Here is a 20241-nt window from a genome sequence, read left to right on the forward strand (position 1 = left end):
GTCACGAATCCCTCTTGAGCCGCTCGAAGAGTTCCCGCGCGACCGGGGTGTCCAGGGCGAGGAGGCCGGGGTCGGACGGGTCGGGGCGGTCGGGCACCGTGGAGTAGCGGAGGGAGTCCAGGTTCACGCCGTGAAAGGGCGGTGAGAGGCCGGTGAGACGCGACCACTCGACGATCGGCGTATCGCACCGAACGAGAGGGGTCATCGCATGAACCGCATCGCAGTGCTCGCGACCGGGACGGCCGCCGTCCTGGCCGGGTCGGGGTTCGCCGCCGTCCACGCCGAGGAGCGGGCCCGGGACGCCGCGCCGTCCATCGTCTCGATCGCCGTCGACCCGGCCACGGTCGTGCTGACCGGCAGGGCCGAGCGCCGGTTCACCATCACGGTGGTCGCGGGCGGGGCCCGCCACGTCCGCGCCCAGGTCAACCAGGCCGGGCACGGCGGCGGCACGGTGACCTCGCTGCGGCCGACCGGGCGTCCGAACACCTGGACGGGGTTCGGCACCGTCAACTGGGTCGACGCCCCGGGGGCGTACAGCGTCCGCGTCACCGCGCTGGACGAGAACGCCGACACCGCCGAGGGCAGCCGCGGGTTCCAGGTGCGCCGGGGGACCTACTTCAAGGGCTTCGCCGGGTCGCCCGCCACGGTGCGGCGCGGCCGGGCGATCACCGTCGCGGGCCAGCTCAAGGGCCTGAACTACGCGGGCGACTGGGCCGCCTACCAGAAGGGCGCGGTGATCCTCTACTTCCGCAAGGCCGGGACCCGCGCCTGGGTCCGCTACGCGACCGTCACGACCGGCCGCGACGGCCGGTTCGTCAAGCGCTTCACCGCCCGGAGCACCGGCGACTGGGGCGCCCAGTTCCGGGGCAACGGCAGCTGGGCGGGGTCGTCCTCCAAGGCTTCGCGTGTGCGGGTCCGCTAGCCGGCCGGGTCCGAAGGGAGCGAGCATGGAACGTCCGGACACCCACGAGATGGTCGTCGTGCACCGCGTCTTCCGCCGCGAGTTCCGGCTCGCCGCCGAACTCGTCCGGGAGGCGGGCGCCGATCCCGGCCGCGCCGCGGTCCTGACCGGCCACGTCCTGGAGTACCTCGACGTGCTGCACCATCACCACGCCGGGGAGGACGAGCTGCTGTGGCCTCCGCTGCGGCACTGCGACTGCGGCGATCCGAGGCTGTTCGCCCGGATGGAGGAGCAGCACGAACGCATCGCCGAGCAGGTCACCAAGATCCGTGCCCTGCTGCCCACCTGGCCCGCGGGGGCGCTCGCGGACGCCCTGGACGACCTCGGCGCCCTGATCGAGGAGCACCTGGACGAGGAGGAGCGCTACGTGCTCCCCCTGGCCGCCGACCACCTGTCGGTCGCGCAGTGGAACCGGCTGGGCGAGCGGGGCCTGCGGTCCATTCCGAGGCGGCGCCGGCTGATCGTCCTCGGCGCGATCCTGGAGGACGCCGACCCGGAGGAGGCCGCCGCCTTCTTGGCCAGGCTGCCCCTCGTCCCCCGGCTGCTGTGGCGTCTCACGGGGCCGCGCGGCTACCGGCGCGAGATCATCCGGATCCGTGCCTGATGTAGCGGACCCAGGCGAAGCCGGTGGCCGCGCGGAGGTCGGCCATCAGGCGGGTCAGCCGTCCGGCCTCGGGCTCGTCGCCCCGCGCCTCGGCCAGGGACGCGGCGACGGTCTGGGCGGCCAGCCAGGGGGTGCTCCGGGGCGTCGTCGCCGATTCGATCTCTTCCAGGAGGCCGCCCGCTTCGGGGAGCGCGCCCTGGGCGACCAGGACGGCGGCCAGGTCGATGTGGGCCATGCCCGGAGCGTCGGATTCGGCCATGGCCTTGCGGAGATGGGCTTCGGCGGCGGCCAGGTCGCCCCCGGCCCGTGCCGCGTGGGCCCGGATCACCTCGTTGAGGGGAAGGATGTGGCGGTCGTCGAGCCTGCGCGCGTAGCGGTCGGACTCGTCGGCGGTCTCGACGGCCTCGACGGGACGGCCCAGGTCGATCAGGGCCTGGGCCTGGTTGCTCAGCCCCCGGGCCAGGCCGTGCTCGTCGCCGAGGGCGCGGTCGGTGGCGACCCCCGCGCGGTAGCGCTCCAGGGCGGCGGCGGGGTCGCCGGTGCACAGATGCAGCGTGCCGAGGGCGTCGGCGAAGGCGGACAGGCGCTGCTCGTGGGCGGCCGCGCGGGCGAGTTCCTCGCCCTTGAGCAGGGACGGGAAGGCGTCGCGGAACCGTCCGCGCTCGATGTCGACGATGCCCCGGTGATAGAGGACGGTCATCGTGAGGTCGTCGTCGCCGGCCCGCCCGGCCTGCTCGGCGGCGCGTTCCAGGAGGCCGGCGGCCTCGTCCAGGTGCCCGACCATCGCGCTGGTGAAGCCGTGGTCGCTGAGGGCGGTCGCGCGCTCGGCTGCGGTGGCGCCCTCGGCGTCGGCGAGGGCGGCGAGATACCGGCGCGCCTCGCCGTACCAGCCGCGGATGAGCCACGGGGTGTGGAGTTCCAGGGCCAGGCGGAGGGCGTCGGCGGCGCGGGGTGTGCCGGGGGCGCGGTCGAGGGCGTCGCGCAGGTTCGGCCATTCGGCGAAGACGGCCGTCACCGCGCCGGCGGACGCGAAGTCGTCGGGCTCGCCCGCGGCGCGCACATGGTCCAGGCACCAGGCGAGATGGCGGGCGCGGATCGCGTCCCCGTCGGGCAGCCGGGCCAGGGCGTGGTGCCGGACGGTCTCCAGCAGCGAGAAGCGGCGCGTTCCCGTCCCGCCGTCGACGGTGACGAGGCTGCGGTCGACCAGCTCGGTCAGGGCGGGCGCGATGTCGCCCGGGTCGAGGCCGGGCGAGGCCACGCGCTCGGCCGCCTCCAGCTGGAAGCCGCCGCTGAAGACCGCGACCCGGCACAGGACGGTCTGCTCGCGTTCGGGGAGAAGCTCGTGGCTCCAGTCGAGGGCCGCCTTGAGGCTGGTGTGGCGGGCGCGGGCGTCGCGCCCGCCTCCGGTGAGCAGCCGCAGCCGGTCGTTCACGCGCTCGGCGAGCTGGGGGACGGTGAGCGTCCGGGTGAGCCCGGCGGCCAGCTCGACGCCCAGCGGAAGGCCGTCGACGGCCGTGCAGATCGTCGCCAGGTCGGCGGGGTCGCAGCGGGCGTCGGGCGCGCAGCGTTCGGCGAAGAGGCGGGCGGCGGCCTCGGGCGCGAGCGGCCTGAGACGGATCGGCTCCTCGCCGTGGATCAGGAGCGGGCGCTGGGAGGTGACGAGCACGGCGAGCCCCGGCGCGTGGCCCTTGAGGGCCGCGACGACCTCGGCGGCCTCCTCGATCAGATGCTCGGCGTTGTCGAGCAGCAGCAGGCGGCCGTCGAGCTCCGCCGCGATCGCGGCGGTGTCGGCGTCGGCCCCGGTGGCCGTGGCCAGGGCCTCGAGCACCGCGTCCGGGCCGTTGAGCGGGGCCAGCCCGACCAGGGTCACGGGACGGGACGCCGCGCCGGCGGCCTCGGCGGCCAGGCGCGACTTGCCGACGCCGGGCTCGCCGAGCAGCGTCACCAGGCAGGGCCCGGCGAGCCGCGCGTTCAGGTCGGCGAGCTCGGCGTCCCGGCCGACGAAGGACGTCGAGGTGGCGGCCCGTGTCCGGACGGCCGCCCGCGGAGTGAGGGACGGGTCCTGGCGCAGCAGGCGCAGCTCAAGCTCGGCGGTCCGCGGCGCGGGGTCGACGCCGAGCTCGTCGGCCAGGGCGCGGCGCAGCCGGGCCAGGCCGTCGAGCGCGTCGGCCTGGCGGCCCTCGCGGTAGAGGGCCAGCGCGAGCAGGCAGGCCAGGCGCTCGTTGAGCGGGTGGTCCGCCGCGATCTCGCCCAGCTCGGCGCGGGCCCGGGCGGGCGGGCCCAGTTCGAGCTCGGCGGCCAGGCGCTCGATCCGCAGGTCGAGCCGCCAGGCGTCGAGGCGTTCCCCCTCGACCCCGGCGAACGGGACGTTCCTGATGTCGGCCAGCGACGGCCCGCGCCACAGGCCCAGGGCCTCGTCGGCGGCGTCGCGGGCCGTCCGGTGGTCGCCCGCCCGGAGGGCGGCGTGGACGCGGTCGGCGGCGGCCCTGGCCTGGTCCAGATCGGCGGGACGGGACGCGAGCGCGTATCCGGCGGGGGTTCTGAGCACCTCGGCGCGCAGGGTCGAGCGTAGCCGCGAGACCAGGACCCGCAGCCGCTCGGCCGGACGGGCCAGTTCCCGGTCGCCCCACAGGTCGGCGGCCAGGCGGTCGTCGGGGACGGGACGCCCGCCCGCGAGCGCCAGCCGGGCCGCGAGCGCGCGCTCCAGGGGCCTGGCGACGTGCAGGGGAGGATCACGCCGGACCAGGACCGGTCCGAGAACGAGAACGTCCACCCCGGCTCCCGACACCGCTGAAGTATCCCATCGTGGGACGGCCCAGGCGCTCATGTGGCGGAGCGCCGGAACTTCTGCTGGAATGCCTGATCAACAAGGGATCGGGTGAGCGTGCGATGACGGAATGGCGGCTTGCGGAGTTCGTCGAGGACCGGGAACTGGGCCGGGGTGCGCAGGGACGGGTCGTCCTGGCCCGGCACCAGACCTCGCCGACCCCGGTGGCGATCAAGTACCTGAACCGGGGCGACCGCCGGGCCGTGGAGGGCCTGCGGGCCGAGGCGCAGATGCTCGGGCGGCTGACCAGCCCGTACGTGGTGCGGCTGTACCGCTTCGTGGAGGGCGAGCAGGGCGCCGCGATCGTGATGGAGGCCGTCAACGGGGTCTCGCTCAAGACGGTGCTGACCGAGCACGGGGCGCTGACGCCCGAGGCGGCGCTGATCGTCCTGAAGGGCTCGCTGCTCGGGCTCGCGGCCGCGCACTCCGTCGGCGTCGTGCACCGCGACTACAAGCCCGCCAACGTGATGGTGCGCGGCGACGGGCTCAGCAAGCTGGTCGACTTCGGCGTGGCCGTCCTGGCGGGCGAGGGCTCGGCCGTCGGGACGCCCGCGTACATGGCGCCCGAGCAGTGGCGCGGCGAGCCCGCGTCGCCCGCCACCGACGTCTACGCCGCGACGTGCGTCTTCGTGGAGTGCGTGACGGGGCACCGGCCGTTCGTCGCGGGCGAGCGGCTCGCGCTGATGAACCAGCACTTGTCCGCCGAGGTCGATGTCAGCGACATTCCCGCGCCGTTGCGTTCCCTGGTGACCCGGGGCATGGCCAAGGACGCGGGCGAGCGGCCCCCGGGTGCCGCCGCGTTCGTCGCCGAGCTGGAGTCGGCGGCCGTGGCCGCCTACGGCATCGACTGGGAACAGCAGGGCGTGCGCGCGCTCGCCGCCGGTGCCGTCGCGCTGGCGGCGCTGTTCCCACTCGGGGCGATGACGATCGGCTCCAGCGCCGCCGCCGGTTCGAGTGTCGCGGCCGGTTCGGGCGTCGCCGCGAGCGGTTCGGGTGCGGCGGCCGGTTCGAGTGGCTCGGCCACCGCCGCCGCCGCCGGAGGCAAGGGCTTGCTCGCCACCGCCGCCGGCAAGGGCACGCTGGCGGTGGCGGGCACCGCCGTCGTCGCCTCGACGGCCGGAGTCGGGTACTACGCGACCCAGGACTCGACGGAGAAGAAGCCGGCGCCCATCGCGAACGTGACGCTCGCGTCGCAGAACGAGCGGATCGCGGGCACCCCGATCGTGTTGCAGAACGCGCAGTACTTCAAGGTCAGCGGTCTGGACGACCCCGCGCTCGAACGGCGGATCAACACGACCCTGCACTCACCGATCGACGACCTGCTCAGGGGCGTGAGAAGCAGCGGCTCGCTCCAGTACTGCCAGGGCACGCCTTACATCGCGAGCACCAAGGCCACCGCCGGGCTGCGCGGCCCCAGACTCGTCTCGGTCCGCTACGAACTGACCAGCGACAACTGCCAGAAAGCCGACGGGCACCCGGGAGGGGAGGTGGTGACGATCGACCTGAAGACCGGCAAGCGCCTGACCGCGACCGACGTCTTCCTCCCCGCCACGCTGACTCCCCAGGGGCTGGGCAAGCTGAAGAACGCCGTCGAGCAGCCCGCGGATGAGCAACCGCGGTGGGACCAGCACTGCAGTCAGGGCAACGGCGAGTTCAAGCGCGAGGACTTCTTCCCGCGCCCGGGGACCGGCGTGGCCGCCGGCAGAGCCGCCATGAGCGCCTTCTTCACCCCGTCCGTGTTCCGGCTCTCCTATATCGTCGGCGGCAGCGATGGCTGCCGGATACAGAATTTCGAGGCGCCCTACGAAAAGGTCCGGCCGCTTCTGCAACCGAGCGTCGTCGCCCTTCTGCCGAAGTCACCGAGCCCGACCCGTACCTGAGCGGGATATCAGGCGGCGGTATATAGCACCGCGCTATCGCCAAGTGACAACTGCTATTTCGAATCGGTTCATTCCAGGCTGTGTCCATCCAGAGTTCACCCCACCGAGCGCCGACCCCACCCCGCCCTTCGAGCGGCCACGGCGTGACGAACTAAGGAGACACCATGAGGACCACCGCAAGGATCGCCACGGTGCTCGCGGCCGTCGCCGCATGTGGCGCCGCGGCCACGCTTCCCGCCGCCGCGGCGGCCCCGGCCGCCAAGGCCGAGTGGACGTGGACGTCCTGGGAGAAGTCCACCCAGGACACCCAGGCCGAGCGCGCCTTCTTCGCGGCCGTGATGGCCGACGTCAAGGCGCAGCGCAAGGCCAACCCCAGGTTGCAGGTCGTGACCGTCCGGTACCGCGCGTCGCAGGCGCCCACGTTCCGGTCGCAGATCGCCTCCAGCACCCGGATCTGGAACAGCTCCGTGCGGAACGTCCAGCTCCAGGAGACCAGCAGCGGCGGCAGCTTCTACTACCGCGAGGGCAACGACTCCAGGGGTTCGTACGCCTCGACCGACGGCCACGGCCGCGGGTACATCTTCCTGGACTACCGGCAGAACCAGCAGTACAACTCCACGCGCGTCACCTCGCACGAGACCGGCCACGTGCTGGGCCTGCCCGACCACTACTCGGGCCCGTGCAGCGAGCTGATGTCGGGCGGCGGCCCCGGCCCGTCGTGCCAGAACGCCACGCCGAACTCCACCGAGCGCGCCCGCGTCGACCGCCTCTGGGCCAACGGCATCACCTCCGTCACGGGGATGGCGTCGCAGCGGTAGCCGCACCGAGAATCGCACGCCTCCGCCGGCCCGGTGCCCTCACCATCGGGCCGGCGGTCCCTTTCTAGACGTTCATTCCGGTCGTTTCCCTGAGGGTGGCCACGACCTCCGATGCGGTCACCCGGTCCATTTCTCCGAAAATGGTTGTCGTTCCCTTTTTCGTGAGCCGGACGGATTCGATCCGCTGAATCGGGGCGTCGTCCGGAGCGAGGACGCGGATTCCGGGATCGATGGACACCGTGACGCGGAACTCCGGGGTGACGTCCGCCCATAGCGCGCGTTGGAAACCGCCGCTTTCCTTGTGGCCGATCTCCCAGCCCTTCCTCGTCAGCCCGAGCAGACGGCCGTAGTGCGCCGTGGCGCCCTCGAAGCGGGCGAGCTCGGCCGCCCCGCGCTCCTCCTCGGTGAGGACGTGCACCTCTCGGCCGAGCTGCGGGAACGGCTGGACGATCTCGTAGTCGGCCAGCACCTGCGACCACGCGGGCAGCGCGCCGTCCAGATGCAGCGGATGCGGCAGCGCGACCTGCGCCGTCTTCGACAGCGTGTAGACCCCGTCGTGGACGTCGGCGAGCGTCCGGTCCTCGGCGACGCGGAACGCGGCGGTCGTGCCGTCCTCCTCCTCGGCCAGCCAGACGAGCCGCCGGGTGATGTGGCCGACCAGCGGGTGCGCCAGCAGGAGCGTGGCGAACTCCCGGGACGTCCAGCGGCGCCCGGTGAGCATGGCCTCCTCCAGGCGGCCGATCTGGTCGGACGCCAGCGACCCCGCCGCGCGCCGCAACTCGGCGAACCGCGCGCGGGCGGCGGACGCCAGCGCGGGGTCGTCCCCGGCGCCGGGCTCGGGCGGCGCGTCGTGGCGGGCGCCGTCCGCGCCGACGGCGAAGGGCACGAGCCGCTCGTCGAAACCGACCGTGAAGCGGCGCGGGCCGTAGTCGAGGGTCAGCGTGCCGTCGGCGTCCAGGCCGAGATCGGGCACGAGCCGGTCGGCCAGCTGCTCCCCCGTCATGCCGCGCGCCTGGGCCGCCCGGTTCAGCTTGCCGCGCGCCCAGGGGCGGATCCGCTTGACGTCCTCGGCCTTCAGGACGATCTGGTGCAGCAGCCGGAGGGCCTCGTCGGTGCCGATCGCGGTGAAGACGTCGAGCGCCGCGACGCCCCCGAGGTCCCACGCGTCGGCCTTCGTCCAGCCCAGGACGGTGGGGGCGAGGCGGCGCGCCGTCCCGTCGTCGCCGAAGCGCTGGAGCGCGTGCGCGACCCACGGAGAGGCCCATTTCGGGCTGTCGTCCGCCCGGTAGAGGGCCCACGCGAACTCCGCCAGCGCGGCGGGGTCGAGCAGGTCCGCGACGGCGTCGACACCCGGGTAGACGACCTCGGGCGTACAGAAGGACAGCATCGAGAGGAAGTGACGGGTGGCGGAATGCGGAAGGGCCAGCTCGCCGCCCTCCAGGAACAGGCGCGGGAGCTTCTCCGGGACGATGCCCGCGCCCAGTTCCGGCAGCGGGTCGGGGTACTGGTCCAGGGGGTCGGTCTTCAGCGCCGCGATCGCCTCGGCCGCCGCGTCGCCATGGTGGCGCGCGGCCTCGACGACGGCGTCGTGCCCGTGCAGCCGGGCCAGCAGGCGCAGGGCGGCCTCGGCCTTGGCCCGCTTGGGGCCCGGCTTGCGCAGCGCGTCCGGCACGATCAGGCGGACGGTCGGCAGCCCGTGCCGGGCGAACCACTCCTGCGGGGCGCCGTCGCGGTGCTCGTCGAAGACGTTGACCATCAGCGCGGCGACGTCCGCGCTCAGGAACGGCATCAGGTCCTCGGCGCGCGAGGCCCGGAACCTGGCCACCGCGAGCGCCAGCCGGTACGCGGCCAGGCCGTGGCGGGCGACGATGCCGTCCAGGGACAGGCGCAGTTCGGAGACGTCGCGGGGCTTGCCCTTGGCGTCCAGGAGGACGTCCCGGTCGAGCAGGTCGCGTCCCAGCTCTTCCGGGCCCGTGAGCAGCAGGCCGATCAGCCGGTGCCAGTCGTCGTCCCGGAGGCCGTCCACGCCGTCGCGCCAGGACGCGGCCAGCGCGGGCCAGTCGGTGTCCTCCGCCGGACGGCGCACGTAGCCCTTGGCGTAGGGCCGCTCCAGCCACGCCTCGCGCTCGCCGGGCCGCCATTCCAGGACGACCGGGTCCTTCGGACGCTTGAAGCCCTTCAGGACGACCGGTTCGCCGCCCCGCGTCCACGGCGGGTCGACCAGCAGCGGGGGCAGCAGCTCGACCGGCGCCTCGATCAGGGCGGATTCTTCCGTCGTGTTCGTTTCACCCACGAAGATCAACGTTACGGGGGTTCGCCCGGGTGCCGCGGGGTCATCATCGAACCGGGACGACGGCTGATCGCCACGTGGCGTCCGGTGGGTGGACGATCGGCGGTAACCGCCGGGCCCAAGCCTGACGGCTCGACCTCTGGAAGGTGGCGATGGAGATGGGCGAGGTTCCCCGCCGGCTTTTCCTGACCGGCGCGGCCGCGGGCGCGGCGGTGGTGATGGATCCGCTGGGGTTCGCGCAGGCCGACCCCGGGACCGAGCAGACCAGGACGATCACGGGCCGGATCGGCTACGGCGCCCCCGACTGGGTCTACGTGCCGGTCGAGGTCCCGAGCGGGGTCAACCGGATCACCGTCACCTACTCCTACGACCGGCCCGCGCCTCCGGCCGGGCAGTCCGGCAACGCGCTCGACATCGGGATCTTCGACGAGAACGGCTACGAGCTCGGCAACGAGAAGGGGTTCCGCGGCTGGTCCGGCGGCGCCCGCACCGAGTTCACGATCGCGGCGTCCGACGCCACGCCCGGCTACGTGCCCGGACGCGTGCGGCGCGGCACCTGGCACATCATCCTCGGGCCCTACACCGTCCACCCGCAGGGCCTGAACTGGACCGTCACGGTCAAGCTGACCTCCGGGCCGGACGGCACGCCGTTCGTCCCCAAGCCCGCGCCGCACCGCGCCACCGGGCGCGGCCGCGCCTGGTACCGGGGCGACATGCACCTGCACACCGTCCACTCCGACGGGCGCCGCACGCCCGCCGAGCTCGCCGCCGGGGCGCGCGCGGCCAAGCTCGACTACATCGTCAGCACCGAGCACAACACCACCACCGCGTCCGGCGTCTGGGGCGAGTTCGCGGGCCCCGACCTCCTGATCATCGACGGCGAGGAGGTCACCACCCGCAACGGGCACTACACCGCACTCGGCCTGCCCGCGGGCGCCTGGGTCGACTGGCGCTACCGCGCGGTCGACGGCGGGCTGCCGCGCTTCGTCCGCGAGATCCACCGCGCGGGCGGGCTGGCCGTCGCCGCGCACCCCTTCGGGCCCTGCGTCGGCTGCTCGTGGAAGTTCGGGTTCGCGGGCATGGACGCCGTCGAGGTCTGGAACGGGCCGTGGGACGCGGGCGACGCGGCGTCGGTGGCCGACTGGGACAACCTGCTGGCGTCCCAGGCGCGCTCGGGCCGCTGGCTCCCGGCCGTCGGCAACAGCGACGCCCATCGCGAGCCCGAGGTCATCGGGCTGCCGCAGAACGTCGTCCACGCCGACGGTCTGGACCGCCGCGCCATCCTCGCGGGCGTCCGGACGGGACGGCTGTGGATCGCCGAGTCCGCGGGGGTCGACCTGTCGCTGACCGCCGAGGCGAACGGCCGCCGCGCGGGCATCGGCGAGCGGCTGGAGGTCGACGACGACGCCATGGTCACGGTGACGCTGACCGTGCGCGGCGCCCCCGGGTGCCACGTGCGCCTGTGGAGCGAGCAGGGGCAGCGCTTCACCGCCGCGCTCCCCGCGTCCGGCGAGGGGACGGTGACCTGGCAGACGACACCGCGCAACTCCACCTACGTGCGCGCGGAGGTGCGCCGTCCCCAGGCCACCGCCACCACTCCGGACACCATGGTGGCGCTCACCAACCCGATCTTCCTGGGACGGCGCCACCGCTGACCACCTCGTCTAGAAGAGCTTCAGGCCGTAGCGCTTGAGCCTGGTGCGGACGACCCCGCGGCTGATCTCGCGGCCGTTGATGTCGATGAGCCGCCCGGTCCCCTCGCTGAGCAGGTCCTGACCCACCACGCGGCCCATGTGCATGGCCTGGACCTCGCCGTTGTACTTGTGCGGGCCCTCCTGGAGGTCGCTGGGCAGCACCTGCCAGAGCGAGAACCTGACGGTGAACTCGTCCAGGGCCTCCCAGCGTCCGGTGGCGATGTGGATGCCCTCGGCGAAGGAGGTGAAGATGCCGCCGGGGTGGAAGGTGAACAGGGCCACCTCGGTCTGGTCGGCCATCGTGACGGTCCCGCGCCAGGTGCCGACGGGGTCGGCGAGGGCGTCCGGCTTCCCGTCCTCCGCGCGGGCGGGCACGGCGGCGCCCAGTCCGACGAGGCCCGCGCCGAGGGCGGCGGCACCCGTCCCGCGCAGGACGCGGCGGCGGTCGGGCTGTGTCTCTGTCATGTTCGATCTCCTTATCGGGGGGAGTCTCAGGCGCGGGCGGACGCGGGGGCGCGCCTGAGGTCACGGCGGCCGCGCTTGGTGCGCCCGCCGGGCTTGAGGACGGAGAACGCCGTCGCGGTCAGGAGCAGGCCGACGAACACGACCATGCAGGCGGCCAGGCTCCAGTCGCGACCGGCGGGGTCTCCGGGCGGAGCTGCCGCGGCCGCCTCCGCCAGGCCGCGGACCAGGAAGTTCTCCCAGGCCGCGGCGGTGGCCACGATGGCCAGTGCGATCACGAACTTGGTCACGACCCACCAGTGGTTGAGCAGGCCCCACTGCGTCCCCAGCGAGAGGACGAGGCCGGTGGCGATCGACAGCAACACCATCGGAATCACCAGGGCCAGGTCGAGCAGGTGCATGAACGCATACGCCTGCCTGCGAGCCCCGGGGTCGGGGGACAGCAGGCCCACGAAGCTGAGCACGGCCATCGTGGTCGAGGCGCCGAGCCAGGCCGACGACGACGCCACGTGCAGCGTCAGCCAGAGCTTGCGCGCGGGCGGCCGCAGCCGGGGGAACGCCGGCTTGATCGCGACCAGCAGCGCGGTCGAGAGCGCCATGCCGAGGAAGGGCTGGAACGACCCCACGACGATCACCAGGGCGAACAGGACCGGGATGAGCACGCAATGAAGGGCGACGAGCATCGTCCGGCGGCGGCTGACCAGGGCGGCGAGGCTAGCCGCACCAACGGTCGCCAGCGGAACGCCCGAAACCTGGCCCTGGACCTCCGAGCCGAGGAACCACGCCGCCCCGGTCGTCACCGCCCAGACCGTGAAGGCGACCGCGAGGACGTCCGCGGCTCTGATCGAACTCGGCATGACCCACCCTTATAAGAGACTCTGATGTCTCTTAAAGAGTGCGGCAGAGGGCCGAGGGACACAAGCACGCCCTCCCCTGAATAATCCCCTAGGGGATCAATGGGGGTGAGCAATGGCGGGACGCACGCGCCGCAGGGGCGATGAACTGCTCCAGGCCATCTACGCCGCCGTGCTGGCCGAGCTGGCCGAGACGGGATACGCGGGGCTGACCATGGTGGGCGTCGCCGCGCGGGCGGGAACCGGGAAGGGGCCGCTCTACCGGCGCTGGCAGACCAAGGACGCGCTGGTGCTCGACACCGTGATGAACGGGCTCCCGTCCGGGCCCGTCCCCGTGTACTCCGGCGACGTCCGCGCCGACCTGCTCCGGCTGCTCAACGGACTCGCGATGGGGCTCGCCGGGCCGGGCGGAGCCGCGATGCGCGCGCTGCTGAGCGAGACCCACCACCAGCCCGAGCTGCTGGCGGCCCTGCGCGCGACCGTGTTCGAACCGCGCGGACGCGAACTCCGCGCCCTGCTCAGGGCCGCCGCCGAGGCCGGCGAGCTCGACCCGGCCCGCGTCGAGGGCCACCTCGCCGACCTCGGCCACCAGATGGTGATGTTCCGTTTCCTGGTGGAGGGCGCACCCGTCCCGCAGGAGACCATCGTCCAGATCCTGGACGAGGTCGTGCTGCCGCTGCTACGCCGTCCTAGCTGACCGATCCAGCGGCGGCGGCCACATAGCCCGCGACATGCAGACCGTCCACGGCCAGCACGCCCGCGGCCTGCGTGGGCGCGATCGCCGCCCATACCGACGCCCAGGGCGACGGACAGAAGGCTGAACGTCAACGTGCCGGTCCCGGTGCCGAGCAGGCCCAGCCCGGCGCCGTCTGCCCCCAGGAGATCGACGACTACCTGCGGCACCTAGAGCAGGAAATGCCCGGTGGTGACATCGACACCGTCGGGCACCGGGTCATGGCGGTCTCCGACACTGAGCGTCCCGGTGGGCTCGAAGGCCAGGATCGAGGCCCCGTCCCGCGATGACGGACGGTGCTCCATACCGCGCGGCACCACGAAGACCGATCCGCGAGGCAGCACAACGGCGTCCTCGCCCCCATTACGTCGCAGTGCGATCTCCAGTTCCCCGTCCAGGACGAGAAAGAACTCGTCGGTGTCATCGTGGGCGTGCCAGACATGCTCGCCCGCCACTCTCGCGATCCGTACGTCGTAGTCGTTGACCTGGCTGACGATGTGCGGGCTCCACAGAGCCTCGATCCGGCCCAGGGCCGCCTCAAGCGAAATGGGTTGAGTCACCCGTCCATGGTCGCCACTGGCCGCCCGCACCCACGAGTGCTAGGAATCGCATATGTCGCATGGATCCTCGCACCGGGTCGCCGTCCTCGTCGACGAGGGCTCCAACCCCTTCGAACTGGGCGTCGCCACCGAGCTGTTCGGCCTGCGCCGTCCCGAACTGAACCGCCGCTGGTACGACCTGACCCTCTGCGCCGCGACACCCTCCGTCCTCATGCACCTGGGCATGTTCACCCTCACCGACGTCGCCCCCCTCTCCGAACTCGCCCGAGCCGACACGGTGATCGTCCCCAACCGCCCCGACCCCCTCGCGGACTCACCCCCCGAGGTCCTCGAAGCCATCGCCGAGGCCGCGGACACCACCCGCCTGGTCAGCTTCTGCACCGGAGCCTTCACCCTCGCCGCCGCAGGCGTCCTCAAGGGCCGCAGAGCGACGACCCACTGGCGCTGGGCCGAGGCGTTCACCACCCGCCACCCCGACGTCCTCCTCGAACCCGACGTCCTCTACGTCGACGACGGCGACGTCCTCACCTCCGCGGGCAGCGCCGCCGCCCTCGACCTCGGCCTGCACCTGATCCGCCGCGACCACGGCGCCGAGATCGCCAACGCGGTCGCCCGCCGCCTGGTTTTCGCCCCCCACCGCGAGGGCGGCCAACGCCAGTTCATCTCACACCCCCTCCCGCCCACCCCCGACACCTCCCTGGCCCCCGTCCTGGCCTGGGCCCGCGAAAGACTCGACCAGCCCCTCACCGTCACCGCCCTGGCCCGCCAGGCCGCCGTCAGCCCCGCCACCCTCCACCGCCGTTTCACCGCCCAGCTGGGCACGACCCCTCTGGCCTGGCTCACCAACGAACGCCTCGACCGAGCCCGCCGCCTGCTAGAACGCGACCACCTCCCCCTGGACCAGGTAGCCCACCTCACCGGCCTGGGCACAGCAGCCAACCTCCGCACCCGCCTCCGCCACCAAACCGGCCTAACCCCCACCCAATACCGCCGCCACTTCACCCACCCCAAACCCACCCCCTAGGGCAGCTGTCAGGGGCGGAGGGTGTTGGGGGGTGGGGTTTCTCGGTCGGCGGCCAGTTTGGCGGCGGCTGCGGCCTCGTCGGCTATGCGGGCGTCGTAGGCGGTGCGGGCGGCGGCTATCTGGTTCTGGTGGCGTTCGGTCCAGGTGACCAGGGCGCGGATGGTGTCGTGGAGAGTGGCGCCCAGCGGGGTGAGTTCGTAGTCGACGCGTGGGGGGACGGTTGGGTGGACGGTGCGTTTGACCAGGCCGTCGCGTTCCAGGTGGCGCAGGGTGCGGGTGAGCATGCGCTGGCTGATGCCGTCGATCTTGCGGCGGAGCTCGGTGAAGCGCATGGAGGAGCGCTGTTCGAGGATGGCCAGGACGAGGAGGGACCACTTGTCGGCCACGCGGTCGAGGATCTGGCGCACCTCGCAGTCCTCGCGGACGTCCCAGTTGAGAACGTCGAACTCAGGGGCGGTATCACCGCGGTGACCGGGGAACTCTGATGTGCCCTCTTCCATGAGCCCATGGTGTCCGACGATGCTGTTGGTTACAAGAAGGAACTGGCAGTCGCCTGGGATACCAAGGAGGTCGAGGGCTCTTGTCCGCAGTGGACGAACGGTTGGGCGCGCGGGATTGGGCTGTGCTGCTGGTGCTCGCCGGGGCCGTGTTCCTGGAGGGGATCGACATCGCGATGCTGAACGTGGCGTTGCCGTCGATCAGGGCCGATCTGGGGCTGTCCACGGGGATGCTCAGCGGGGTCGTGAGCGCTTATGTGCTCGGATACGGCGGGTTCATGCTGCTGGGGGGACGGGCTGCCGACCTGTTGGGGCGGCGGCGGATGTTCCTGTTCTGGATGGGCGTGTTCATCGTGTTCTCGGGGCTGGGCGGGTTCGCCACCGAGGCGTGGATGCTGCTCATGGCGCGGTTCGTGACGGGGGTCGCGTCGGCGTTCATGGCTCCGGCGGGGCTGGCTTTGGTGGCGGGGAACTTCCCCCGGGGGCCGCGGCGGACGAAGGCGTTCGGGATTTACGCCGGTGTGGGGGCGGGCGGGTTCTCGCTTGGGCTCGTGGTGGGGGGTTTGCTCACTTCGCTGGGGTGGCGATGGGTCTTCTTCGCCCCCGTCGCGCTGTCGGCGGTGATCCTTCTGGCGGCGATCCCGCTGATCAAGGACGAGCGGGTGCTGCCGAAGCGGCCGAAGGGGGGCTTCGACCTCGCGGGGGCGTTCAGCGTTACGGGGGCGATGCTGCTGCTTGTCTATGGCGTGGTGCGGTTGGAGCATCCTGGGGATGGTGTTTGGGTCACGGTCTTCACGTTTGGTGGGGGGCTGGCTTTTCTGGCGGCTTTTGTGGCGATCGAGCGGCGGGCTTCTCATCCGCTGGTGCGGCTGGGGATTCTGCGGTCGGTGCCGCTGGTGCGGTCGAACCTGTCGGCGTTGCTGTTCATGGCCTCGTTCGCCGGGTTCCAGTTCATGGTGACCATTTACCTTCAGGAAGTGCGGGGGTGGAGCACCGTGCAGACGGGGCTGGCGATGCTGGTGGCGGGCATCGACGTGGTGTTGTCGCCGACCGTCACCCCGCGGTTGGTGGATCGGTTCGGGACGGTGCGGGTCTTGTTCGGCGGGCTGGTTTTGGGGCTGGTCGCCTATTTGTTGTTCCTGCCGATCGGGCCGGACACGACGTATGCGCTGATGTTCCCGACGATGCTGCTGCTCGGGCTGGCGTTCTCGCTGGCGTACGGGCCGTTGACGATGGCCGGTACCGAGGGCATCCACGAGGACGAGCACGGGCTGGCCAGCGGGCTCCTCTACACCGCGATCCAGTTCGGCATGGCGCTCGGGCTGTCGGCGGCGACAGCCGTCCAGGTGGCCGTGCTCGCCGGTCGCACGTCGGACGGGGCGCGGATGGACGCGGTCAGCGCGGGCTTCCTCGTCCCGGTCGTGCTGGCGGCGGGGGCGGCGCTGATCATGGTGTTCGGGCTGCGGACCAGGGACGCGGCGACGCCCGCGCCGGAGTCCGCCCCGGTGGTGACCGCGAGCGAGCGCGTTTGACCCTCGGTTGTCCGACCCGGGCGATAGGTTCCGGCTCATGATCGAGAGATCGAGGAGCGAGCGGAGCGCGGCCGGTGTGGTGCCGTCCGTCCGTCCGCGCAAGCTGGCGAAGGTCCCCTTCGTCGAGCTCGCGGACGGGCGGCTTCAGGGCGTGGTGTCGAGCGGTTCCGACATCGCCCGGGTGTACGTGTCGTCGTTCGCGGCGGGCTCCCACAACTACAACTGCAGCACCAACAACAACCGGTTGTGCGGGGGGTTGCGCGGGGCGCCGTGCAAGCACCTGCGGGCTTTGGCGGACGAGGCCGTCCTCCAATACGGGCTGGATCGTGTCACCCGGTACCTGAAGGTCGAGGCCGGGCCGGACGACGATCTGGTCGGCCTGATGAGCGGCGTCCACGAGTCGGCCCCCGCGGCCGTGGTTTTCAGCAGGTTCCTGCGGCATCTGGCCTATCTGGAGCTGCCCGTCACCACGGCGCCGATCGCCGAGATGCACTGGTTCCCGGCGACGGAGGCGGTGCGCTGATGCTCGGTGTGCAGCTAGGCGGGCTGCTCGACGACGCCTCCCCGGGTGCCGACGAGGCGCTCGACCTGGTGGCGGGGTTCGACGACGCGCTCGTCCACGGGTTCGCCCGGCTGGGTGAGGAGCGCGCGGCCGCGCTCGGTTCGCTGGCCGGGGCGCTGGCCTCCTCACCGCTGGGACCGGCGGTGGAGGAGGCCGTGGGCAAGGTCGCCGCGGGTTCGATCAGCGAGCGGCATCTGACGGTGCTGGCGGGGGCGCGCTCCGCCTTGTTCGGGGCGGTGCATGACGCGCGGCTCGCCGGGCTCGACGCGGCGCTCGGGCGCGAGCGGGCGGGGTGGGAACCGGGTGACACCGTCCCCGATCCCGTGTCGGCCAACCTGCTGGGCGGGTGCCGTTCGTGGCTGCACGAGCTGGCCATCACCGGGTGGCGCGGCGTCGACCACGACCTGGTCTCGGCCGCCGACCAGACGATCGAGGCCCTGCTGGCCGAGCCCGGCCTGCGGCGGCTCGCGGTGCTGCTCGACGGCCTGGCGGCCGAGCTGCGGGCCTCGTGCCCGATCGCGACGGCCGCGACGGTGCCCGCGCTGCGCTGGGCCGACCTGTGGTCCAGGGCGATGCTGCTGGCGCACAAGCGCCCGTGGCCCGCGACCGCCAAGCCGGTACGGGGGGACGTCCCCCCACATCCGCTGGCGGCCGGTTCGGCCGAGAGCGAGCCGGTACCTAGGGACGGCGTCCCGGCGGCCGGATCGGCCGGGAGCGAGGCGGTACAGGGGGACGACCCCCCGGGATCGGCCGGGAGCGAGGCGGCTCAGGGAGACGACCTCCGGGCGGCCGGGTCGGCCGGGAGTGAAGCGTTGCGGGGGGACGTTTCCCTGGGATCGGTCGGGGGCGAGGCGGCTCAGGGAGACGACCTCCGGGCGGCCGGGAGTGAGGCGTTGCGGGGGGACAACCCGCCGGCGGCGGCCGGGGGCGAGATGGTGTCGGGGCGGCTGTTGATTCTCGGGGCCGATGTTCACGAGCATGCGACGGCTGTTCAGGTGCAGGTCCACGCGGTGTTCGAACCGTCCGACGGGTCGGCGCGGCGCCTGGTGCGCGTGAGCGTGGCGGCGGCGAAGGTCGACACGATCGTGGGCCCGGCGGTGTGGAACCTGCTCGAAGGTCATCCGGTGCTGCTGACGGCGCTGGCCGAGCGCCGGAGCCTCACCGTCGAGGCGCTCGCGCTGCTCCCGGGTGGCGATCTGCTCTGGCAGGACGACCGGGCCGAGGCGGGCGAGGCCGCCGACCCGTTCGCCACCGCCCGGCTCCAGCTCACCGGCGCGCTGGCCCCGGCGGTGCCGCCGCTCGATCGGCACCCGGTGCGCATCGCCGAACCTGTGCTGGTCGAGGGCTACACGGTCGACGGCGGGTCGCTGAACCTCGACGGCAACGTCCTGCCGCTCGACCTCGACCGGCTCCCCGCCTGCGGGCCGATCACGCGCGAGCTGGTGGCGGCGTCCTCGTCCTGCATCGGCCTGCTCCGCTGGGACGGCGGGCGCTGGGCCCTGCAGCCCCTGGCCGTCCAGGCCACGGTCAAGCGCAAGCCCGTCGAGGCGCACAACGGCGACTGGGCGCTCGGTCCGACCGATCCCAAGGTCGTGAAGGCCGAGGCCAGGTCGGGTGACGCGGTCGCCGTGCTCCGCGAGCGGGCGGGACGGTTGCTGCGCAAATGACCGATTCGGAGGAGAACCGCAGGCAGGCCCTGTACTGGCGGCTGCTGGCCCGTGTCTTCGACGGCGACGAGCAGCCCGCGCTGGAGTCGGCCGGGGTCGCGATCGTCGACGATCTCGGCCTGCCGCCCGCGCTGCTCGACCCGGGGGTGTCGGTCGACAACCTCGTCCAGCGCTTCCCCGATCTGGAGAGCGAGTTCGCGGAGCTGATGGCACCCGAAGGCGACGGGCCCGAGCAGCGGGTGCGCCGGGCGGCGCTGGTGTCCAAGCTGCTGCTGAACGTGTTCCAGACCGGCACGGGCAACGTCACCGCCACTCAGCTGGCCGGGTGGCAGAAGGACGCCGGCTGGCTGAAGAAGGCACTCGGGGAAGAGGGCGCGGGCGAGATGGCCGGCGTCCTGTCCGGGCTGGAAGGCGACCTGGTCAACCGGATGCGGCTGCGCGAGGTCCTGGCCGATCCGGTGCTCGCCCGGCAGCTCACGCCGAGCATGTCGCTGATCGAGCAGTTGCTGCGCGACAAGGCCAACCTGTCGGGGGTCGCGCTGGCCAACGCCAAGTCGCTGATCCGCCGGTACATCGACGAGGTGGCGCAGGTCCTGCGCACGCAGGTGCAGCAGACCAGCGCGGGAAAGATCGACCGTTCGGTCCCGCCGAAGCGGGTGTTCCGCAACCTCGACCTCGACCGCACGATCTGGAAGAACCTCACCAACTGGAGCCCGGACGACGAGCGCCTCTACGTCGACCGGCTCTTCTACCGCCAGACCGCCAAGCGCACCACGCCCGCCAGGCTGATCGTGGTGGTCGACCAGTCCGGGTCGATGGTCGACTCGATGGTCAACTGCACGATCCTGGCCTCGATCTTCGCCGGGCTGCCCAAGGTCGACGTGCACCTGATCGCCTACGACACCCGGGCGCTCGACCTGACCCCCTGGGTGAACGACCCGTTCGAGGTGCTGCTGCGCACCCGGCTGGGCGGCGGCAACGACGGCCCGGTCGCCATGGCCATGGCCCGGCCGAAGATCACCGATCCCCGCAACACCGTCATGGTGTGGATTTCCGATTTCTACGAGTTCGACAGGTCGCAGCCGCTGTTCGACGGCATCGAGGCCGTGCACCGATCCGGGGTGAAGTTCATCCCGGTCGGCTCGGTGAACAGCTCGGGCCACCAGAGCGTGAACCCCTGGTTCCGCCAGCGCCTGAAGAACCTGGGCACTCCCGTGATCTCGGGCCACATCCAGAAACTCGTGTTCGAGCTGAAGAACTTCATCGCTTAGGAGAC

18 protein-coding genes are annotated in these 20241 nt (G+C 72.5%); 11 read left to right on the top strand and 7 right to left on the bottom strand.

Annotated features, from left to right (window positions below):
• Position 1 precedes the first annotated feature (1 nt).
• The gene (locus ACQPY4_RS39915; protein ID WP_433330272.1) at positions 2-205 is read right to left on the bottom strand and encodes a hypothetical protein; all 204 of its coding nucleotides are present in this window, start codon (positions 203-205) and stop codon (positions 2-4) included.
• 3 nt (positions 206-208) lie between these two features.
• On the opposite strand from ACQPY4_RS39915, the gene ACQPY4_RS39920 reads away from it, so the two are divergent.
• Both ACQPY4_RS39920 and ACQPY4_RS39925 read left to right on the top strand, forming a co-directional pair.
• Positions 209-922 (top strand): hypothetical protein, encoded by a 714-nt coding sequence (locus tag ACQPY4_RS39920; RefSeq protein WP_433330274.1) that lies wholly within the window; start codon positions 209-211, stop codon positions 920-922.
• Between the two features lie 25 nt (positions 923-947).
• Positions 948-1565: a hemerythrin domain-containing protein gene (locus tag ACQPY4_RS39925; RefSeq protein WP_433330276.1), complete on the top strand. Its 618-nt coding sequence runs from the start codon at positions 948-950 to the stop codon at positions 1563-1565.
• On the opposite strand, the gene ACQPY4_RS39930 is transcribed toward ACQPY4_RS39925, so the two are convergent.
• Positions 1546-4338: an ATP-binding protein gene (locus ACQPY4_RS39930; protein WP_433330278.1), complete on the bottom strand. Its 2793-nt coding sequence runs from the start codon at positions 4336-4338 to the stop codon at positions 1546-1548. The genes ACQPY4_RS39925 and ACQPY4_RS39930 overlap by 20 nt on opposite strands.
• Before the next feature lie 116 nt (positions 4339-4454).
• Between ACQPY4_RS39930 and ACQPY4_RS39935 the strand changes: the two genes are divergently transcribed.
• A complete protein-coding gene (locus ACQPY4_RS39935; RefSeq protein WP_433330280.1) occupies positions 4455-6272 on the top strand; it encodes a serine/threonine-protein kinase in 1818 nt (605 codons plus the stop codon).
• 164 nt (positions 6273-6436) lie between these two features.
• On the top strand, positions 6437-7090 hold the full coding sequence (gene snpA, locus ACQPY4_RS39940; RefSeq protein WP_433330282.1) for a snapalysin: 654 nt from the start codon (positions 6437-6439) through the stop codon (positions 7088-7090).
• Between the two features lie 64 nt (positions 7091-7154).
• Here the strand turns inward: snpA and ACQPY4_RS39945 are convergent, their stop codons facing one another.
• Positions 7155-9383, bottom strand: coding sequence for a DUF4132 domain-containing protein (locus tag ACQPY4_RS39945; RefSeq protein ID WP_433330284.1), 2229 nt, complete (start codon positions 9381-9383; stop codon positions 7155-7157).
• Positions 9384-9538: 155 nt separating this feature from the next.
• Here ACQPY4_RS39945 and ACQPY4_RS39950 point away from each other — a divergent pair, with 155 nt between their 5' ends.
• On the top strand, positions 9539-11035 hold the full coding sequence (locus tag ACQPY4_RS39950; protein ID WP_433330286.1) for a CehA/McbA family metallohydrolase: 1497 nt from the start codon (positions 9539-9541) through the stop codon (positions 11033-11035).
• 9 nt (positions 11036-11044) lie between these two features.
• Here ACQPY4_RS39950 and ACQPY4_RS39955 read toward each other — a convergent pair whose 3' ends face one another.
• Positions 11045-11539, bottom strand: coding sequence for a hypothetical protein (locus tag ACQPY4_RS39955; protein WP_433330288.1), 495 nt, complete (start codon positions 11537-11539; stop codon positions 11045-11047).
• Between the two features lie 26 nt (positions 11540-11565).
• Positions 11566-12393: a hypothetical protein gene (locus ACQPY4_RS39960; RefSeq protein WP_433330290.1), complete on the bottom strand. Its 828-nt coding sequence runs from the start codon at positions 12391-12393 to the stop codon at positions 11566-11568.
• Between the two features lie 112 nt (positions 12394-12505).
• On the opposite strand from ACQPY4_RS39960, the gene ACQPY4_RS39965 reads away from it, so the two are divergent.
• The gene (locus ACQPY4_RS39965; RefSeq protein ID WP_433330292.1) at positions 12506-13087 is read left to right on the top strand and encodes a TetR/AcrR family transcriptional regulator; all 582 of its coding nucleotides are present in this window, start codon (positions 12506-12508) and stop codon (positions 13085-13087) included.
• A 206-nt stretch (positions 13088-13293) separates the two neighbouring features.
• Here ACQPY4_RS39965 and ACQPY4_RS39970 read toward each other — a convergent pair whose 3' ends face one another.
• Complete coding sequence (locus ACQPY4_RS39970) at positions 13294-13683, bottom strand: cupin domain-containing protein (protein WP_433330294.1); 390 nt, start codon at positions 13681-13683, stop codon at positions 13294-13296.
• Positions 13684-13735: 52 nt separating this feature from the next.
• Between ACQPY4_RS39970 and ACQPY4_RS39975 the strand changes: the two genes are divergently transcribed.
• Positions 13736-14707, top strand: coding sequence for a helix-turn-helix domain-containing protein (locus ACQPY4_RS39975; protein WP_433330296.1), 972 nt, complete (start codon positions 13736-13738; stop codon positions 14705-14707).
• 8 nt (positions 14708-14715) lie between these two features.
• Here the strand turns inward: ACQPY4_RS39975 and ACQPY4_RS39980 are convergent, their stop codons facing one another.
• Positions 14716-15207, bottom strand: a complete 492-nt coding sequence (locus tag ACQPY4_RS39980) for a winged helix-turn-helix transcriptional regulator (RefSeq protein WP_433330298.1) — start codon at positions 15205-15207, stop codon at positions 14716-14718.
• Between the two features lie 89 nt (positions 15208-15296).
• Here ACQPY4_RS39980 and ACQPY4_RS39985 point away from each other — a divergent pair, with 89 nt between their 5' ends.
• From ACQPY4_RS39985 to ACQPY4_RS40000, 4 genes are read left to right on the top strand one after another with little or no spacing between them, the layout of a single operon-like run.
• Positions 15297-16736 (top strand): MFS transporter, encoded by a 1440-nt coding sequence (locus ACQPY4_RS39985; RefSeq protein ID WP_433339224.1) that lies wholly within the window; start codon positions 15297-15299, stop codon positions 16734-16736.
• Positions 16737-16773: 37 nt separating this feature from the next.
• Positions 16774-17259 (top strand): hypothetical protein, encoded by a 486-nt coding sequence (locus tag ACQPY4_RS39990; RefSeq protein ID WP_433330300.1) that lies wholly within the window; start codon positions 16774-16776, stop codon positions 17257-17259.
• Positions 17259-18965 carry a hypothetical protein gene (locus ACQPY4_RS39995; RefSeq protein WP_433330302.1) on the top strand — a complete coding sequence of 569 codons (1707 nt, stop codon included), beginning with the start codon at positions 17259-17261 and terminating at the stop codon, positions 18963-18965. The genes ACQPY4_RS39990 and ACQPY4_RS39995 overlap by 1 nt, the downstream gene beginning before the upstream one ends.
• Positions 18962-20236, top strand: a complete 1275-nt coding sequence (locus tag ACQPY4_RS40000; protein ID WP_433330304.1) for a VWA domain-containing protein — start codon at positions 18962-18964, stop codon at positions 20234-20236. The genes ACQPY4_RS39995 and ACQPY4_RS40000 overlap by 4 nt, the downstream gene beginning before the upstream one ends.
• The last annotated feature ends 5 nt before the right edge of the window (positions 20237-20241 follow it).

Origin of the sequence: Spirillospora sp. CA-294931 (assembly GCF_050946795.1) — a bacterium.
GTDB lineage: Bacteria > Actinomycetota > Actinomycetes > Streptosporangiales > Streptosporangiaceae > Spirillospora.

Excerpts from the sequence above, each read along its gene's own strand:
- ACQPY4_RS39915 (WP_433330272.1), bottom strand. The coding sequence starts at position 205 with ATGACCCCTCTCGTTCGGTGCGATACGCCGATCGTCGAGTGGTCGCGT.
- ACQPY4_RS39920 (WP_433330274.1), top strand. The coding sequence starts at position 209 with ATGAACCGCATCGCAGTGCTCGCGACCGGGACGGCCGCCGTCCTGGCC.
- ACQPY4_RS39925 (WP_433330276.1), top strand. The coding sequence starts at position 948 with ATGGAACGTCCGGACACCCACGAGATGGTCGTCGTGCACCGCGTCTTC.
- ACQPY4_RS39935 (WP_433330280.1), top strand. The coding sequence starts at position 4,455 with ATGACGGAATGGCGGCTTGCGGAGTTCGTCGAGGACCGGGAACTGGGC.
- snpA (WP_433330282.1), top strand. The coding sequence starts at position 6,437 with ATGAGGACCACCGCAAGGATCGCCACGGTGCTCGCGGCCGTCGCCGCA.
- ACQPY4_RS39950 (WP_433330286.1), top strand. The coding sequence starts at position 9,539 with ATGGGCGAGGTTCCCCGCCGGCTTTTCCTGACCGGCGCGGCCGCGGGC.
- ACQPY4_RS39955 (WP_433330288.1), bottom strand. The coding sequence starts at position 11,539 with ATGACAGAGACACAGCCCGACCGCCGCCGCGTCCTGCGCGGGACGGGT.
- ACQPY4_RS39960 (WP_433330290.1), bottom strand. The coding sequence starts at position 12,393 with ATGCCGAGTTCGATCAGAGCCGCGGACGTCCTCGCGGTCGCCTTCACG.
- ACQPY4_RS39965 (WP_433330292.1), top strand. The coding sequence starts at position 12,506 with ATGGCGGGACGCACGCGCCGCAGGGGCGATGAACTGCTCCAGGCCATC.
- ACQPY4_RS39975 (WP_433330296.1), top strand. The coding sequence starts at position 13,736 with ATGTCGCATGGATCCTCGCACCGGGTCGCCGTCCTCGTCGACGAGGGC.
- ACQPY4_RS39980 (WP_433330298.1), bottom strand. The coding sequence starts at position 15,207 with ATGGAAGAGGGCACATCAGAGTTCCCCGGTCACCGCGGTGATACCGCC.
- ACQPY4_RS39990 (WP_433330300.1), top strand. The coding sequence starts at position 16,774 with ATGATCGAGAGATCGAGGAGCGAGCGGAGCGCGGCCGGTGTGGTGCCG.
- ACQPY4_RS39995 (WP_433330302.1), top strand. The coding sequence starts at position 17,259 with ATGCTCGGTGTGCAGCTAGGCGGGCTGCTCGACGACGCCTCCCCGGGT.
- ACQPY4_RS40000 (WP_433330304.1), top strand. The coding sequence starts at position 18,962 with ATGACCGATTCGGAGGAGAACCGCAGGCAGGCCCTGTACTGGCGGCTG.